The organism is Bartonella sp. MR63HLJHH, from assembly GCF_042194155.1.
GTDB classification, from domain to species: Bacteria; Pseudomonadota; Alphaproteobacteria; order Rhizobiales; family Rhizobiaceae; genus Bartonella; species Bartonella grahamii.
Window position 1 is genome coordinate 1 of record NZ_JBHIMN010000003.1, and the last position, 16,282, is coordinate 16,282.

Sequence of the window (16,282 nt, forward strand, 5' to 3'; positions counted from 1 at the left end):
TCTTCCCATGATCAACGTGACCAATCGTACCAATATTAACATGCGGTTTTGTTCGTTCAAACTTGCTCTTCGCCATCGCTATTAATCTCTTGTTTTATTCCCTATTCTTGTTAGCACCTAGGGACAGTCCTGCAAAACTCAATCCGACTAGGCTGTAACCAGCTCAATCACCACAACTCTTAGACGGAAAACCCCACCCAATCTATAAATGGAATAGCCTCCATCATACCTATTTGCCCAATCACCAACAACTATTTGGAGCGGGTAGCGGGAATCGAACCCGCATATTCAGCTTGGAAGGCTGCTGCTCTACCATTGAGCTATACCCGCATGACCCACATACTAACTCTCCTTCGATGAATGGTGGAGGGGGTTGGATTCGAACCAACGTAGCATACGCAACGGATTTACAGTCCGCCCCCTTTAACCACTCGGGCACCCCTCCATTACACCGGTAAAGTCGCGCAATGAGACATTACGAAAACCATCTTGAATACCCATTCAATTCAATCTGATTGCGAAGTGGTTATGACGATTACTATTGTATCTGTCAACAGAATAAATACAATTCTGTACAAATTTCCTGCTCATAACTTTAAATCACAGATTTTTTCTCTCTATTTTTCTTATTAACACGCTATAAAGAAGCTATGAAAGAAAAAACATCACAAAATTCTCATTATGCTCGTTTACGTCGCCGATATCGCGATACAAAAGGCTCTCCTTCTCGATCTTTTACACACCTAAAGAAGAAAGCTGCTTCTTTACAGCAAGGGATCATCCATCTTTATGGCATTCATTCTGTTCAGGCAGCTTTAGAAAACCCAAAAAGAATTTTAAAATGTCTTTACGTTACACAAAATGCCTTAAAACGATTAAATATATCCGAATCAGATTATCCTTGCTCTGTTACATTATGCACCCCCAAATATCTTGATTCGCTTGTTGGAAGTGAGGCTGTTCATCAAGGTATTGTTTTGGAAACTTTACCCCTCAAACCATGCAAACTTTCGGAACTAACCAATACTGATCTGGTCATTGTCATGGATCAAATTACCGATCCGCATAATGTTGGCGCTATTATGCGCTCTGCAGTTGCATTGAAAGCTAAAGCGCTTATTACAACTTGCCGTCACTCTCCCCACGAAAGCGGTGTTCTTGCGAAAGCGGCATCTGGAGCTCTGGAAATGATTCATTATATTACCGTACGAAACCTCGCTGAAGCTCTTCAAGAACTTCATCAAACAGGTTTTACAAGCTTTGGTCTCGATTCAGAAGGGGACAAACCTCTAGAAACAGCATTAACAGGGAATAAAATTGCTCTTGTTTTAGGAGCAGAAGGTAAAGGTTTACGTAAAAAAACACGTGAAACCGTTTGCGCTTTAACACGCCTTGATATGCCTGGAAATATTAAATCATTAAATGTTTCAAATGCAGCAACAATAGCGCTTTATGTGGCACATAAATATCTTAGATTCTAGTTTTTAATTTTTTTGTGAAACATCAAAAAAACCAACCAACAAAAAACCCGCAAGAAACCCGCCAATATGAGCTTCCCATGCTATTGAGATGCCATTTTCTTCAAACAAAATAGAAGAAATACCTATGATAAAATCAGCCGTCAGCCATACACTCATATAAACAAGTACCCCCTTAGAACACAGAGCTTTTTTGACGGACAATAAAGGTCCCAAAAAATTTTCGTTCTGCGCATTAACAGATAGATAACCACTAGAAAAACCGTAACGTGCAATAGCTCCCATCATTCCAGATACGGCACCTGACGCCCCAATAAGTGATATGGTACTTTCTTGATGAAATGTAAAATAAGTCAAAACAGAAATAACTGCCGTTAACACCCAAAAAATTAAAAAACGTAAAACACCAAAATGCCTTGCTAAAGGAGAGCCAAAAACCAAAAGCCAAACCATATTAAGAGCAACATGTTTAAAACTACTATGCATAAATGAATAACTCACCATGGTATAACAGAGTGCTACAGGATCCCTCTTAAACAATGCTGGTATAAATGAAAAAAATTCAAGACTTTCAACATAAACCTTATGAGAAAAAAAATACTGAGAAATGCAATAAAGACAAAAACAAAATGCTATCAAAACAACTATAATAAATGGAACATTCAACAAGGGTTCTTTAGGTTGTTTCGGTAATCGAGAAACATTATTATGTTGGTGACTAGAAACTTTCATTTTATAAAATCTCGTATTCTTTAGAGAATGGGTTATTCTTTATACAAAATAAATATACCACTCCCAGTGATGCAGAATCTTTTCAACGCCTCTTCGAAGCCCCTTTTTAAATTTTCAATAGCTCTACATGAAAACACGTGTATTTTATACAAAAGATTTTAAAAAGCACGGATATCAAGAATATGATTTACAAACTTAGCGGTATCCTGCTTATTTAAATGTGAAGTTATCATGTAATATACAAGAACTTACGAATAGACAAACTCACTTATGAGGTGGTGTATAATAAAAATATATAAACATTGTTTTTTTACTAGAAACATACTGATCATTGCATTTTATAACCAAACTATACTTCGATTGATAAACTTTAAATAATCTTAAATCTCAATTTTTCCATTAATATAGCTTGCATTGCTTCTACTCTTTGAATGAAAAACAACATCTCTATGAGAAAAAACTGTCAACACATCTTTCTCTAGATATACTCATTGGTGTTTTATGATGAACTACTCACTTGGTAGTCTGTTTCCCTCATAAATGTAAAAGCTTCAGTTCATCTCTTTAACAAATATCAACAAGCCTTTCATTTCAACCTCTAACAAATATAATTCAAGAACTGTCTCCTATGAAACACTGCAAAATATGTTGATTTTAATGATGCATCTTTGAATTTAAACAGTTCATGAAGGAAATTTTTATTCCTTATCTTAGAGAATCTTATCTGCACATCCGACACTTGTAATGCGCAAGAGAATAATTTGGATTAATTCAATATAGAAAAATTTTAAATGAGGCAATCATAGGAAATTGAACCTCTTATTAAGTTGTAAAACGATAAAGGACCATTATAAATCAATGTATTATAAATAGATAACACACTAATCATTGAAGAGGAAGATCTTGAGAATTCTGCTTGCAATCCTTTAACCACACATCATAAATAGGATGCTCAACAGCGTTCAAACCAGGACTATCTGCAAACATCCATCCTGTAAAAATACGCCGTACTTTTTTATCTAATGTCACTTCATTGACTTCAACAAAACCAGTTGTACGCGTTGGTTCATCTTTAGAGCTCGTATAACACGCACGTGGCGTTACCTGTAATGCACCGTACTGATAAATTTTACCAAGAGTAACTTCAAAACGTGTGGTCCGCCCCGTGATTTTGTCAAGACCTGCAAAAACAGCAATTCCATTGCTAATACGCTCAGCCCGCACTCCACTATTTAAGGATAAAAATACTAAAACTCCCATTAAAGAAATATATATAAAATGCTTCACCCCTAACAATAAAAAAAATCTCATCATATCAAAATCAATCGCATCTTAAAAAATAATTCTTTTCATAACATAGAGTCAAATAAGACAAAAATACACGCACACACTAAAATCTTTTATTTTTTAGGTGACCACGCATCATAATCTTCATGCACACAAGAACGCTCTCCATTGGAGGTGATAGCCCCCTTTGGTCGATAGTCCTCACTTGTTCCTGTCATATTTGCAACATGAGGCTTTTCCCATTCATAAGGATGATAATCCTCCTGTGTTGGTGGGCACTCACAGCGATGATGAATCCAGCCGTGCCAACCTGGTGGAATAGTAGAGGCCTCAGAATAGTCTTTATAGATAACCCAACGGTGCGGATAACCATCCTTATGAAGTCCCCCTTCATAATATATATTTCCAAATTGATCTTCCCCTATCCGCTTACCTTTGCGCCATGTGAAAAAACGCGTACCAATGGTATTGCCATTCCACCATGTGAAGATTTGCTTAAAAAAACGAGCCATCTGCTATTCCATTCATTTAGTGCGCTCATGAAATTAATCGTTGGAATAAAACTGTTAACGATTGAAATTACCGAAAAAGTTACTAGTAAATTCAGCTACAATTCCAATTGATAGGATAACGTGCTATCCCTTAATTTCAAGAAGATATCATATGTATGGCTTCTTCTCCACCCCATAAAATTTAATCTATGCCAAGTTTCATCTTAACCAATTCATTAACAGCTTGAGGGTTTGCCTTACCACCTGTTGCTTTCATTACCTGTCCAACAAACCAACCAGCTAAAGCGGGTTTCTGTTTTGCTTGCGCAACTTTATCAGAATTATTAGCAATGATTTCATCAACGGCTCTTTCAATTGCCTTTGTATCTGTCACCTGCTTCATATTTCGCTCTTCTACAATTTGGCGTGCATCTCCCCCCTCATTCCAAATAATCTCAAAAAGATCTTTGGCAATTTTTCCAGAAATAACTCCTTCTTTTATGAGATCAATAATGCTTCCCAATTGATTTGGCGATACCGGTGACTCTTCAATCTCACAATTATCTTTATTTAAAGCCCCTAAAAGGTCATTAATCACCCAATTGGCAACTATTTTGCCATCACGCCCACGTGCTACTTCTTCAAAATAATCAGCAATAGCCTTTTCTGTCACAAGAATGGAAGCATCATACACTGTCAATCCCATTTCCTTAACAAAACGTGCTTTTATAGCGTCAGGCAATTCTGGTAAGTCTGCTGCCAAAGCATCCACAAACGCTTGATCAAATTCTAATGGTAAAAGATCAGGATCAGGAAAATAACGATAGTCATGTGCTTCTTCTTTTGAGCGCATAGAGCGCGTTTCACCTTTAGCCGCATCAAAAAGCCGAGTCTCTTGATCTATGACGCCTCCATCTTCTAAAATTGCGATCTGACGACGCGCTTCATACTCAATGGCTTGACCAATAAAGCGAATAGAATTAACGTTTTTAATTTCACAGCGCGTTCCAAAATTTTCACCAGGACGACGAACAGATACGTTGACATCTGCACGCATAGAACCTTCATCCATATTGCCATCGCAAGTGCCCAAATAACGAACAATCGTACGCAATTTTGTCATATAGGCTTTGGCTTCATCTGATGAGCGCATATCAGGTTTGGAAACAATTTCCATAAGAGCAACACCAGAACGATTAAGATCTACAAAAGACATCGTTGGATGTTGATCGTGCATCGATTTTCCAGCATCCTGTTCAAGATGCAACCTCTCAATTCCTACTTCAATATCCTCAAATTGGCCATTCGAATCTGGACCAACAGATATGATAATCTTTCCCTCTCCTACAATGGGATAGCGAAATTGAGAGATCTGATACCCCTGCGGTAAATCTGGATAAAAATAATTTTTGCGATCAAAAACAGATTTTAAATTAATATGCGCCTTTAATCCTAACCCCGTTCGAACCGCTTGACGGACACATTCTTGATTAAGAACAGGCAACATACCTGGCATGGCTGCATCAATAAGTGATACATGATTGTTTGGCTCTGCACCAAATTTGGTTGATGCTCCTGAAAAAAGTTTTGAATTTGATATGATTTGCGCATGAACTTCCATGCCAATGATGACTTCCCAATCACCTGTAACTCCAGAAATAAAACGCTTAGAATCAGGAGTACGCGTATCAATGATGCTCATTGCCAATCCACTACCAATATTTTAAAATATACTCATGGCTTATCTAAAACCATTCTCTCAGTGCAATCCTAGGATATAAATCTTACAAAAAGCCCGATTCTATCGGGCTTTTTCTGTTTGCATAAATATTAAGCTTTTTTAGGAGCTTTTTTCTTAGCTGATGTTTTCTCTGTAGACGTTTCTTTCACTGCAGACTTTTTCTTTGCCGGCTTTTCTTCAGGGACATCTGATTCGTCATATTCTTTCATCAACTCTTCAACCGTCACTTCTTTATCTGTGACTTTTATCTGTGCTAATAAATGATCAATGACCTTTTCTTCAAAAATCGGAGCACGTAGATTTTCAACAGCTTCCGGAGTCCTGCGGAAAAAATCCATAATCTCTTTCTCTTGTCCAGGATACTGGCGAACCTGATCAAAAACGGCTGCTTTTAGCTCATCCTCACTAACTTTAACACCAACCTTCATTCCAATTTCAGAAAGCACCAAACCAAGACGAACACGACGTTGCGCAAGGACACGATATTCCTCCCGTGCCTTTTCTTCTGTAATACCTTCATCTTCAAAACTGCGCCCAGCCTTTTTCAAATCATCATTAACCTGAGCCCATATATTGTTAAACTCAATCTCTAAAAGTTCCTCAGGAATCTCAAAATTATAATCAGCATCTAAAGCATCAAGAATTTGACGCTTAACTTTTTGACGTGTCACTGAACCATATTGGCTTTCAATCTGCCCACGAACGACCTCACGTAAGCGATCTAGAGACTCTAAACCAACTTTTTGTGCTGCTTCATCATCAATTTTTAATTCATCTGGTTTAAAGACAGCTTTGACAGTAATGTCAAACTCTGCTTCCCGTCCGGCCAAATGTGCTGCACTGTAATCATCAGGAAATTTAACAAAAATCGTTTTTGCATCCCCAGCTTTCACACCAACCAATTGCTCTTCAAAACCAGGAATAAATTGTTTTGATCCAAGAATCAGTTGTGCATCACTATCTGCCCCACCTTCAAATGGAACGCCTTCAAGCTTACCTTGATAATCTATGGTAATACGATCACCTTCTTCAGAAGCCCCCTCTTTTAGGGAATAATTACGCGTAGAAGAAAGGACGCGATTGATTTGATCATCAATATCCTGTTCAGGAATAGTTGCAATTTCACGGATAACCTTAATATGTTCAAAATCTTTAATTTCAATTTTTGGTAAAACTTCATACTTTAAACTAAAAGTAAAATCAGCTTTGCCATCTAGAATTTTTTCATCTTCATCTATATCAATTTTTGGCTGCATCGCTGCACGTTCATTGCGATCTGCTAAAATAGACCGAGGCGCATCACTGAGTATCTCATTGAGAATCTCCGCCATAAAGGATTTACCATACATTTTTCGCAAATGCCCACTAGGCACTTTACCGGGACGAAAACCATTAAGCTTGATTTTTCCCTTGGTATCATCCAATCTTTCATTCAGCTTTTCTTCTAAATCTTTCGCTGGAACCACGATCTTAATTTCGCGCTTCAGTCCTTCATTAAGCGTCTCGGTAACCTGCATTAAACACCTTCATTTTCCTAAGGAGAGGGATAAACCCACTCTAATAATCATTACATTCTAACACTTCAAGTGTTACATTTACCATGAAGCGGAATTTCAGACACGTAGAAATCCGTAGCACTTAAGGGATTGCTTTGGTGCGGATGGAGGGACTCGAACCCCCACGGTCTCCCGCCAGAACCTAAATCTGGTGCGTCTACCAATTTCGCCACATCCGCTCAAACTTACAAGCTAATAACCTTATACAAGCGGCGTCTCTATACCATTAATTACGGGAAAAAAGCAAACAAATATATTAAAAAAAACAAAATCTATGCTTTTCATACATAACTGCTTACGCTAAAAGTCAATTATGTTAAAGACATTCGATATCCCAATTCATATCATCGGTGGTGGTCTTGCGGGGTGTGAAGCAAGCTGGCAAATCGCTCAATCAGGAATTCCTGTTGTTTTGCATGAAATGCGACCCGAAAAAAAATCCGATGCCCATAAAACCGATAATTTGGCAGAACTGGTTTGTTCAAATTCATTTCGTTGCGATGATTCATTAACAAATGCCGTAGGGCTTTTACATGCTGAAATGCGATTAGCGAAATCGTTAATTATGAAAGCTGCTGATGCCAACAAAGTTCCCGCAGGTAGTGCCCTTGCTGTTGACCGTGATGGATTTTCAAAAACCGTTACGACAGCAATCGAAAACCATCCTCTTATAACAATCAAACGTGAAGAAGTTCAAGAAATTCCTAAAGCTTGGAAACATGTTGTCATTGCAACGGGTCCCCTTACATCACCTGCACTTGCTCAAGAATTACAAGCAATAACCGGTATAAAAGCTCTTTCTTTTTTTGATGCGATTGCACCTATTATCCATACCGATAGTATTGATATCAACATTTGTTGGTATCAGTCTCGCTATGATAAAATTGGTCCTGAGGGAACAGGAAAAGATTATCTTAATTGTCCCCTCAACAAAGAACAATATAAAACATTCGTTGAAGCATTAAAAAATGCTGAAAAAACAGAGTTTCGTGACTTTGAAAAAACGCCCTATTTTGATGGATGCCTCCCCATTGAAATTATGGCTGAGCGCGGACTTGAAACGTTAAGACACGGTCCTATGAAACCTATGGGCTTAACCAATGCCCATAACCCTACAGTTAAACCCTATGCTGTCGCTCAATTACGCCAAGATAATAAACTTGGAACGCTTTACAATATGGTCGGCTTTCAAACAAAACTGAAATATGGTGAACAAATTCGCATTTTTAGAATGATTCCCGGTCTTGAAAAAGCAGAGTTTGCGCGTCTTGGTGGTCTTCACCGCAATACCTACCTCAACTCGCCAATTATTCTTGATCAAACCCTTCGTTTAAAACAAAAAAAACAACTACGCTTTGCAGGGCAAATTACCGGATGTGAAGGTTATGTAGAATCAGCGGCAATAGGGCTTCTTGCTGGACGTTTTGCTGCTGCCGAATATCATCATATTTCCCCTTGCCTACCCCCACAAACGACAGCATTCGGAGCCCTTTTGAATCATATTACAGGGGGACACATCATAGATGAAAAAGCAGAAACACAGTCCTTTCAGCCAATGAATATCAATTTCGGACTCTTTCCCCCTATTGCTTCTATTAGACATTCAGGAAAACGCTTAGCAAGTAAAGAAAAAAAATTAGTAAAAAAACAAGCCATCACAGCAAGAGCTCTCAATGATTGTACTCAGTGGTTAGCAGATAAAGAATAAAAGAGTTCCTTATAAAAATACACGATTCGCCTCTCATCTACTGAATAGATCTTTATGACTTTCGTGAAAAAATCATTCTAAAGCCTTTTAAAGACTGTCTCCCCCAATCAATAAATACTACTCTACGTTTCATCATTTATTTAATTATGTAGGTGCTTGTAAAATAACTTTTGGCTATAAAAAACCTTTACCGCTATCAACAATTTAATATGATTTAATGACTAAAAATAAAATAATCATATCAATATATTATAAATAATAAAAAATTAAATAGATGGAAAATAAACAAGCAATACTGTATTATCTCTATTAATATTTTTTATATTACGTAATATACATTATTTTATAAGAGTAATTTTTCTGTTTTTTAACTTCCTCCATCAAAATTTGTGATATTCTCTCACTTTAACTCTTGTGTGATGAAGAAAAAACGCTCGCTTGCATACCACAAGTGAAATAGGGATATGGAAAAAATATTTGTAGGATAGAGCTGGATCTATCTCTTCCCTCTCAAATGCCAAGAAAAATCAAAATATTGAAAGTGAAATCTGAATATCATAAGATTCTTTCATTTCAGAATCTCTTATAATAAATCAATAAAAATTATTCTCTTGGTGCGTCACAAGCAAGGTTGGCGTATAAGTAAAAGAATAAAACTATCCCTTATACACTCGTCTCAGATATTGAGGGCTAATTGCAACATTATAGGAACTGAGAAAAACAGTACGGCGGCACCAACATGCACTTTTATTAAGCGTAAATGGTGGTATATAATAACTTTTATAGAGTTTACAGAGTTTTTTGCCTCATACTATTTACGGATCTTGTTTTGAAATAAATACCGTAACACTTCAGCGTAATAAAAGTTAACATTACATTTTATAAGCCACACTGGTACTGCATTAATACAGTGCAATATTTTACTGAAAAGGCTAAAAAATATATTTTAAGCTGACAGTATTTTATACAACACTTAAAATTATTTTCAAAAATACAAGTAATACATGAAAATAAAAAATATCGCAAAGATCTCAACGTGTTATATGAAAAATGGGCATAATACATGTGTTAAAAAAAACCCGCTTATAAATAAATCGGGTTTTTTTATGTAGCTTAAATTATTTTTTATTAACTGCTTCTTTAAGGCTTTTTCCTGCAGAAAATTTGGGTACAGAACGTGCCGGAATATCGATTTCAGCACCAGTTGAAGGATTACGCCCCTTTGTTGCAGCACGATGAGAAACTTCAAAAGAGCCAAAACCTGGAAGACGAACATCTCCCCCTGAAGCCAAAGCTTCTGTTACAGAAGCCATAAAAGCATCAACAACAGCACCAGCTTGCGCTTTCGAAACACCTGCCTTTTCAGCAACGGAGCTAACCAATTCACTTTTATTCATAAAATATTTCCTTTCCCTATATTACCTGACAACATGACTTAATCATGTTATTGGTCAGTTTATTGAAAAGTACAGCAAACAGAAGTCTTATTTTTATCCAAAACATTGTTTTTTTAGCAATAATCACAGTTATTCACGGAATTTTTCACTTTTTCCAACAAAAAACAGAATAATAACCTCAACAACGCCTTCTGCCACCTAAAAAATGCCGTTATAAATGAGATAAGTGAATCAGTGTGCAATCTGTATTCCTTCACTATCACTTCCCTCTGACCGGATTGGGACAGCCACCGTAGAGGGTTCTTTCCATTCAATAGTGTCTGGAAAACGAACCAAAGCGTGTTTCAAAACTTCACTCACATGATTTACCGGAATAATTTCCATATTATTTTTGACATCGTCAGGAATATCAACCAAATCTTTTGCGTTTTCTTCAGGAATAAGTACCTTTTTTATCCCTCCTCGAAGAGCTGCTAGGAGTTTTTCTTTTAATCCACCAATTGGTAAAACGCGTCCACGTAAAGTAATTTCACCAGTCATTGCAATATCTTTATGCACAGCTACTCCTGTAAGAACCGAAACAATTGCTGTCACCATTGCAATCCCAGCAGATGGGCCATCTTTTGGCGTAGCACCCTCTGGAACATGAACATGGATATCGCGTTTTTCAAAAAGTGGAGGTTCAATACCAAAATCAACAGCACGAGAACGTACATAAGATGCTGCCGCTGAAATGGACTCCTTCATAATATCACGTAAATTTCCAGTTACAGTCATCTTACCTTTGCCGGGCATCATAACTCCTTCAATGGTCAATAACTCTCCACCGACTTCTGTCCACGCAAGGCCTGTCACAACACCAATTTGATTTTCTCCTTCAATCTGATTGTAATGATAACGTTTAACACCCAAGAAATCATGAATATTACTTTCTGTAACTTTTACAGATTTTTGATGCGTTTTGAGAATTTTTGTAACAGATTTGCGGGAAATTTTCATGAGTTCACGCTCAAGGTTACGAACGCCTGCCTCACGTGTATAAAACTGAATAATTGACCTTAGTGCTCCATCAGAAATACTGAGTTCTTTTTTAGACAAACAGTGATCTTTTAGTGCCTTTGGTAAAAGATGCTGTTTAACAATTTCCATTTTCTCACATTCAGTATAACCAGCAATACGAATAATTTCCATACGATCCATTAACGGACCTGGAATATTAAGCGTATTGGCAGTTGTGATAAACATGACATCAGAAAGATCATATTCAACTTCCAAATAGTGATCAATGAATGTACTATTTTGTTCAGGATCAAGAACTTCTAATAAAGCGGATGAAGGATCTCCACGAAAATCTTGTCCCATTTTATCAATTTCATCAAGCAAGAAAAGAGGATTAGATTTTTTTGCTTTTTTCATAGACTGGATAATTTTTCCAGGCATCGAACCAATATATGTTCGACGATGTCCGCGAATTTCTGCTTCATCCCGCACACCTCCCAATGAGATACGAACATACTCACGCCCCGTCGCCTTTGCAATAGAGCGCGCTAATGATGTTTTCCCTACACCAGGAGGACCTAACAAACAAATAATGGGACCTTTTATCTTTGACGCGCGACTTTGTACAGCCAAATATTCAATAATTCGCTCCTTAACTTTTTCAAGACCGAAATGTTCATTATTCATGACCTTTTCAGCAAAATCTAAATTGTTTTTAATCTTAGATTTTTTACCCCAAGGCATTGCTAATAACCAATCAAGATAGTTACGGACAACTGTCGCTTCTGCAGACATAGGAGACATATTCCGTAATTTTCTCAATTCTGCCCCAGCTTTTTCCTGTGCTTCCTTGGATAGTTTTGTATTCTTGATACGTTCTTCTAATTCAGAGAGTTCATCTCGGCTATCATCACCTGCCCCTAACTCTTTTTGAATAGCCTTCATCTGCTCATTGAGATAATATTCTCGTTGGTTTTTTTCCATTTGCCGTTTAACATGCGAACGAATACGTTTTTCAACCTGCAAAACAGAAATTTCTCCTTCCATGAAGGACAAAACACGTTCAAGACGGGCCCGTACAGGTAAGAGCTCTAATATTTCCTGTTTTTCTGCAAGTTTAATCATCAAATGAGAAGCAATCGTATCAGCAAGCTTAGAAGGATTATCAATCTGACCAATCGCATTAACAACTTCAGGAGAGATTTTTTTATTAAGCTTTACATAGTTTTCAAAATAAGCAATCACTGACCTTGAAAGAGCTTCAATCTCAACATCACCCTCTCTAGATTCTTCTGTAACAGTCGCATATGCCTGATGATAACCTTCACTTAAAGCAAATTGACTAATTTTTGCACGTGCAGTTCCTTCAACCAAAACCTTTACAGTACCATCAGGAAGCTTTAAAAGTTGAAGAATATTAGCAAATGTACCAATATGATAAATATCCTCTGATTTTGGATCGTCATCAGAAGCATTTTTTTGTGTCACCAATAGTATTTGCTTGTCAACCGCCATCGTTTCTTCAAGAGCACGAATTGATTTTTCGCGGCCCACAAAAAGTGGAACAATCATATGGGGGAAGACTACAATATCACGAAGAGGTAAAACAGCATAAACCCCATCTCTTACTTCATCTGTCTTTTCATCAATATATTGCATAACTCTCCTTTCTGGAGCCTATGAGCTATCTACAACAACCAGCCCACCTTTAGAAAACCTCAGCTCTTCACAATACATGAAGTGGTAATTACTAATACATAAATCAAGCATTATAATGATATTATTATAAACACCCATCAAATACCGTTCATTACCACCTTTCATATTGTGCTTAGCACAATATCATGCTGATACATTTTCTTTATCTTCTGCACGTTCTGAGTAAATATAAAGAGGGCGCGCTTTCCCATCAACGACATCACTCGAAATAACCACTTTTTGAACGCCTTCAAGAGCCGGTAGCTCAAACATCGTCTCAAGAAGGATCTTCTCCATAATAGAACGTAAACCACGAGCACCAGTTTTACGTTCAATTGCTTTCTTCGCAATAACACGTAAAGCATCTTCATGAAATGATAACTCGACATTCTCCATTTCAAAAAGACGCTGATATTGCTTTACTAAAGCATTTTTAGGTTGTGATAAAATTTGCATAAGGGCGTTAACATCTAAATCCTCTAAGGTAGCGACTATAGGAAGGCGCCCAATAAATTCTGGTATTAAACCAAATTTTATAAGATCTTCAGGCTCTAAATCACGAAAAATTTCACCGACACAACGCTCATCAGGAGCCTTAACGGTCGCAGAAAAACCAATAGAAGTTTTTTCACCACGCCCTGAAATAATTCGTTCTAAACCAGCAAAAGCTCCCCCACAAATGAATAAGATGTTTGTGGTGTCAACCTGAAGAAACTCTTGTTGCGGATGCTTACGTCCACCTTGAGGAGGAACAGAAGCAATCGTTCCTTCCATAATTTTTAATAACGCTTGCTGAACTCCTTCCCCCGAAACATCTCTTGTAATAGAAGGATTGTCTGCTTTACGAGAAATTTTATCGACCTCATCAATATAAACAATGCCACGTTGTGCACGTTCAACATTATAGTCAGCAGCTTGAAGAAGTTTCAAAATAATATTTTCTACATCCTCACCTACATAGCCTGCTTCCGTCAAAGTGGTCGCATCCGCCATCGTAAAAGGCACATCAATAATACGTGCTAATGTTTGTGCAAGATAAGTTTTACCACAGCCCGTTGGACCAACAAGAAGAATATTTGATTTAGCCAACTCAATATCATTGCTTTTAGACTGATGCGCCAACCGTTTATAATGATTATGAACAGCAACAGAAAGAACACGCTTTGCATGCTGCTGACCAATAACATAATCATCAAGAACTGTTATAATTTCCTGTGGCGTAGGAACACCATCACGCACCTTAACCCCAGAAGACTTATTTTCTTCCCGAATAATATCCATGCAAAGCTCTACACATTCATCACAGATAAATACAGTAGGCCCCGCAATGAGCTTACGCACCTCATGCTGACTCTTGCCGCAGAACGAGCAATAGAGAGTATTTTTTGATTCGTTCCCGCTATTGCTAATTTTGCTCATTTTTCTTTCCTTTCACCACGATATATGAATACTTTGCCTTTTCAAAGGAAGCTTTTCATCATGAAAACTAAAAGACATATAGAAAACCATGCATGTCTCAATATTTTTAGGTGTTTCTCTTATTTTGCGATATTTTTTATAAAACTCTGTGATTTAAAGTAGCTGTTTTTTCTATAAAAATTCTTAATCTTTTTCTTCTTTTTCAGTTTCTGCACGATATTGTATAACATCATCAACTAAGCCAAACGCTTTGGCTTCTTCTGCTGTCATAAAATGATCGCGATCGAGAGTTCTCTCAATAATCTCATAATCTTGACCTGTATGTTGAACATAAATTTCATTTAAACGCCGTTTCATCTTTATAATGTCTTGCGCATGTCGCTCAATATCTGAAGCTTGACCTTGAAAACCACCAGATGGTTGATGCACCATAATACGTGCGTTTGGCAATGTAAAACGATGACCTTTTGCTCCAGCTGTTAACAATAAAGACCCCATAGATGCCGCCTGCCCCATGCAAAGCGTAGAAACAGGAGGGCGAATAAACTGCATAGTATCATAAATAGCCATACCAGATGTTACGACACCACCTGGAGAATTAATATAAAGACTAATTTCTTTTTTAGGATTTTCCGCTTCTAAGAAAAGCAATTGTGCACAAACAAGCATTGCCATACCATCTTCGACAGGACCATTAATAAAAATAATCCGCTCCTTTAAAAGACGGGAAAAAATATCATAGGCCCGTTCACCACGATTGGTTTGTTCAATAACCATAGGAACAAGGCTTAATGCTGTTTTCATTGGATCACTCATATTTTTACTTTCCGTTCATATAACAACCGCTTTTTACACATTCAATGTTTTTATCCATACGTTAACATTACTCTCTTGCGCAAGCTACAATCAAGAGCTGTTTAAGATAGATTAAAATCCCAATAGTTAAAATAGCAATAATAACTCTACTTAAACAAATGATGAACATCAGGAATGCGAGATACCGCCCAATGGTAAAAACTTCCTTCCTGAGGTCTTTTCGTGGTCTTTGTCTTTCTGTGAATATGAAAGCCTATCAAGCGTGAATCTGTAAGCGGCTTTACGCCAAAAGCTGGTTCAAAATACGTTCAGCTTTTCGCCCAGTCCAATAATAAAAAGTTTCCTTTTCCTTTGCTTCATGAAAAAAACCATATCGTTTTGCTAATCGCGAAATACCATCATTGCCAAATATCGTAACGCCAAGACTTCCCGGCAAAATCGGCATTTTTTCCTCTTTAACCAGAACGGTCTCCAAACACGACGCTTAAACCCAAGCCAATGAGGAATAATTTCTGTGCCTGCCCAATAATCTTCAAATACTTTTATAATAGGGTTATTAGGCGGAAAATAAAGTGCAGAAACGCCTACTCTTGTATTATTTTCTCTTGCCAACCAAACCTTATCCGCATCTGGATGAAATTGTTTAACAAGGTAAACATCTGTATCTAACCAAACTCCTTGTTGATATTTCATCAGCATAACACGAAAAAAATCCGAAAACTGAACAATTGTGACCCTGGTTTGTCATCAGAAAAATCGGGGTCAAGGCGATAAATTGCTGAGCGTGGTAAAATTGATTCGGCTTCATGCAACTCAACACCGGCAGGAAGATTATCTATTTTTTTATCACAACTAAAAAGCTTAACGCGCTGTCCAGTTTTAACCATTGAGGACACACAAAGCCTATCCACCAATCTTAATTGTCCACTATACCAAAAAGTACAAATATCCATAGATAAT

Annotated in this window: 11 protein-coding genes, 3 tRNA genes and 2 pseudogenes; 2 read left to right on the plus strand and 14 right to left on the minus strand. The window is 37.3% G+C overall.

Features of this window, described 5'->3' with window-relative positions; all coding sequences use genetic code 11:
- From ACFIKQ_RS02580 to ACFIKQ_RS02590, 3 genes and pseudogenes are all read right to left on the minus strand, one after another.
- Nucleotides 1-76 (minus strand): annotated as a pseudogene (locus ACFIKQ_RS02580) (elongation factor Tu); the annotation flags it as partial.
- A gap of 180 nt (nucleotides 77-256) precedes the next feature.
- Nucleotides 257-330, minus strand: a tRNA-Gly gene (locus tag ACFIKQ_RS02585).
- Nucleotides 331-361: 31 nt separating this feature from the next.
- Nucleotides 362-445 (minus strand) — tRNA-Tyr (locus tag ACFIKQ_RS02590).
- A 205-nt stretch (nucleotides 446-650) separates the two neighbouring features.
- On the opposite strand from ACFIKQ_RS02590, the gene ACFIKQ_RS02595 reads away from it, so the two are divergent.
- Nucleotides 651-1,481 carry an RNA methyltransferase gene (locus tag ACFIKQ_RS02595; protein ID WP_026500346.1) on the plus strand — a complete coding sequence of 277 codons (831 nt, stop codon included), beginning with the start codon at nucleotides 651-653 and terminating at the stop codon, nucleotides 1,479-1,481.
- A gap of 3 nt (nucleotides 1,482-1,484) precedes the next feature.
- On the opposite strand, the gene ACFIKQ_RS02600 is transcribed toward ACFIKQ_RS02595, so the two are convergent.
- From ACFIKQ_RS02600 to ACFIKQ_RS02625, 6 genes are all read right to left on the minus strand, one after another.
- Nucleotides 1,485-2,210, minus strand: coding sequence for a rhomboid family intramembrane serine protease (locus ACFIKQ_RS02600; RefSeq protein WP_375636474.1), 726 nt, complete (start codon nucleotides 2,208-2,210; stop codon nucleotides 1,485-1,487).
- An 885-nt stretch (nucleotides 2,211-3,095) separates the two neighbouring features.
- The gene (locus tag ACFIKQ_RS02605; protein WP_375644920.1) at nucleotides 3,096-3,521 is read right to left on the minus strand and encodes a DUF2155 domain-containing protein; all 426 of its coding nucleotides are present in this window, start codon (nucleotides 3,519-3,521) and stop codon (nucleotides 3,096-3,098) included.
- A gap of 89 nt (nucleotides 3,522-3,610) precedes the next feature.
- Nucleotides 3,611-4,009 (minus strand): NADH:ubiquinone oxidoreductase subunit NDUFA12, encoded by a 399-nt coding sequence (locus ACFIKQ_RS02610; protein ID WP_012755018.1) that lies wholly within the window; start codon nucleotides 4,007-4,009, stop codon nucleotides 3,611-3,613.
- 181 nt (nucleotides 4,010-4,190) lie between these two features.
- Nucleotides 4,191-5,690 (minus strand): Asp-tRNA(Asn)/Glu-tRNA(Gln) amidotransferase subunit GatB, encoded by a 1,500-nt coding sequence (gene gatB / locus ACFIKQ_RS02615; RefSeq protein WP_375644893.1) that lies wholly within the window; start codon nucleotides 5,688-5,690, stop codon nucleotides 4,191-4,193.
- Nucleotides 5,691-5,818: 128 nt separating this feature from the next.
- Nucleotides 5,819-7,246, minus strand: a complete 1,428-nt coding sequence (gene tig / locus ACFIKQ_RS02620) for a trigger factor (RefSeq protein WP_375636480.1) — start codon at nucleotides 7,244-7,246, stop codon at nucleotides 5,819-5,821.
- Nucleotides 7,247-7,381: 135 nt separating this feature from the next.
- A tRNA-Leu gene (locus tag ACFIKQ_RS02625) sits at nucleotides 7,382-7,464 on the minus strand.
- Nucleotides 7,465-7,598: 134 nt separating this feature from the next.
- On the opposite strand from ACFIKQ_RS02625, the gene trmFO reads away from it, so the two are divergent.
- On the plus strand, nucleotides 7,599-8,993 hold the full coding sequence (gene trmFO / locus ACFIKQ_RS02630; protein ID WP_375644894.1) for a methylenetetrahydrofolate--tRNA-(uracil(54)-C(5))-methyltransferase (FADH(2)-oxidizing) TrmFO: 1,395 nt from the start codon (nucleotides 7,599-7,601) through the stop codon (nucleotides 8,991-8,993).
- Nucleotides 8,994-10,111: 1,118 nt separating this feature from the next.
- Here the strand turns inward: trmFO and ACFIKQ_RS02635 are convergent.
- From ACFIKQ_RS02635 to ACFIKQ_RS02655, 5 genes and pseudogenes are all read right to left on the minus strand, one after another.
- The gene (locus ACFIKQ_RS02635) at nucleotides 10,112-10,390 is read right to left on the minus strand and encodes an HU family DNA-binding protein (RefSeq protein ID WP_012231443.1); all 279 of its coding nucleotides are present in this window, start codon (nucleotides 10,388-10,390) and stop codon (nucleotides 10,112-10,114) included.
- Nucleotides 10,391-10,621: 231 nt separating this feature from the next.
- A complete protein-coding gene (lon, locus tag ACFIKQ_RS02640; RefSeq protein ID WP_375644895.1) occupies nucleotides 10,622-13,048 on the minus strand; it encodes an endopeptidase La in 2,427 nt (808 codons plus the stop codon).
- Nucleotides 13,049-13,231: 183 nt separating this feature from the next.
- Complete coding sequence (gene clpX / locus ACFIKQ_RS02645) at nucleotides 13,232-14,506, minus strand: ATP-dependent Clp protease ATP-binding subunit ClpX (protein WP_012755013.1); 1,275 nt, start codon at nucleotides 14,504-14,506, stop codon at nucleotides 13,232-13,234.
- Between the two features lie 183 nt (nucleotides 14,507-14,689).
- Nucleotides 14,690-15,322 carry an ATP-dependent Clp endopeptidase proteolytic subunit ClpP gene (gene clpP, locus ACFIKQ_RS02650; protein ID WP_012755012.1) on the minus strand — a complete coding sequence of 211 codons (633 nt, stop codon included), beginning with the start codon at nucleotides 15,320-15,322 and terminating at the stop codon, nucleotides 14,690-14,692.
- A gap of 146 nt (nucleotides 15,323-15,468) precedes the next feature.
- Nucleotides 15,469-16,275: pseudogene (locus ACFIKQ_RS02655) on the minus strand (hypothetical protein).
- Nucleotides 16,276-16,282: the final 7 nt, after the last annotated feature.

Bases quoted from the DNA above. Each gene is read 5' to 3' on its own strand.
- clpP (WP_012755012.1), bottom strand. From the start codon at position 15,322: ATGAGTGATCCAATGAAAACAGCATTAAGCCTTGTTCCTATGGTTATT.
- ACFIKQ_RS02635 (WP_012231443.1), bottom strand. From the start codon at position 10,390: ATGAATAAAAGTGAATTGGTTAGCTCCGTTGCTGAAAAGGCAGGTGTT.
- lon (WP_375644895.1), bottom strand. From the start codon at position 13,048: ATGCAATATATTGATGAAAAGACAGATGAAGTAAGAGATGGGGTTTAT.
- ACFIKQ_RS02600 (WP_375636474.1), bottom strand. From the start codon at position 2,210: ATGAAAGTTTCTAGTCACCAACATAATAATGTTTCTCGATTACCGAAA.
- gatB (WP_375644893.1), bottom strand. From the start codon at position 5,690: ATGAGCATCATTGATACGCGTACTCCTGATTCTAAGCGTTTTATTTCT.
- ACFIKQ_RS02605 (WP_375644920.1), bottom strand. From the start codon at position 3,521: ATGAGATTTTTTTTATTGTTAGGGGTGAAGCATTTTATATATATTTCT.
- clpX (WP_012755013.1), bottom strand. From the start codon at position 14,506: ATGAGCAAAATTAGCAATAGCGGGAACGAATCAAAAAATACTCTCTAT.
- ACFIKQ_RS02610 (WP_012755018.1), bottom strand. From the start codon at position 4,009: ATGGCTCGTTTTTTTAAGCAAATCTTCACATGGTGGAATGGCAATACC.
- tig (WP_375636480.1), bottom strand. From the start codon at position 7,246: ATGCAGGTTACCGAGACGCTTAATGAAGGACTGAAGCGCGAAATTAAG.
- ACFIKQ_RS02595 (WP_026500346.1), top strand. From the start codon at position 651: ATGAAAGAAAAAACATCACAAAATTCTCATTATGCTCGTTTACGTCGC.
- trmFO (WP_375644894.1), top strand. From the start codon at position 7,599: ATGTTAAAGACATTCGATATCCCAATTCATATCATCGGTGGTGGTCTT.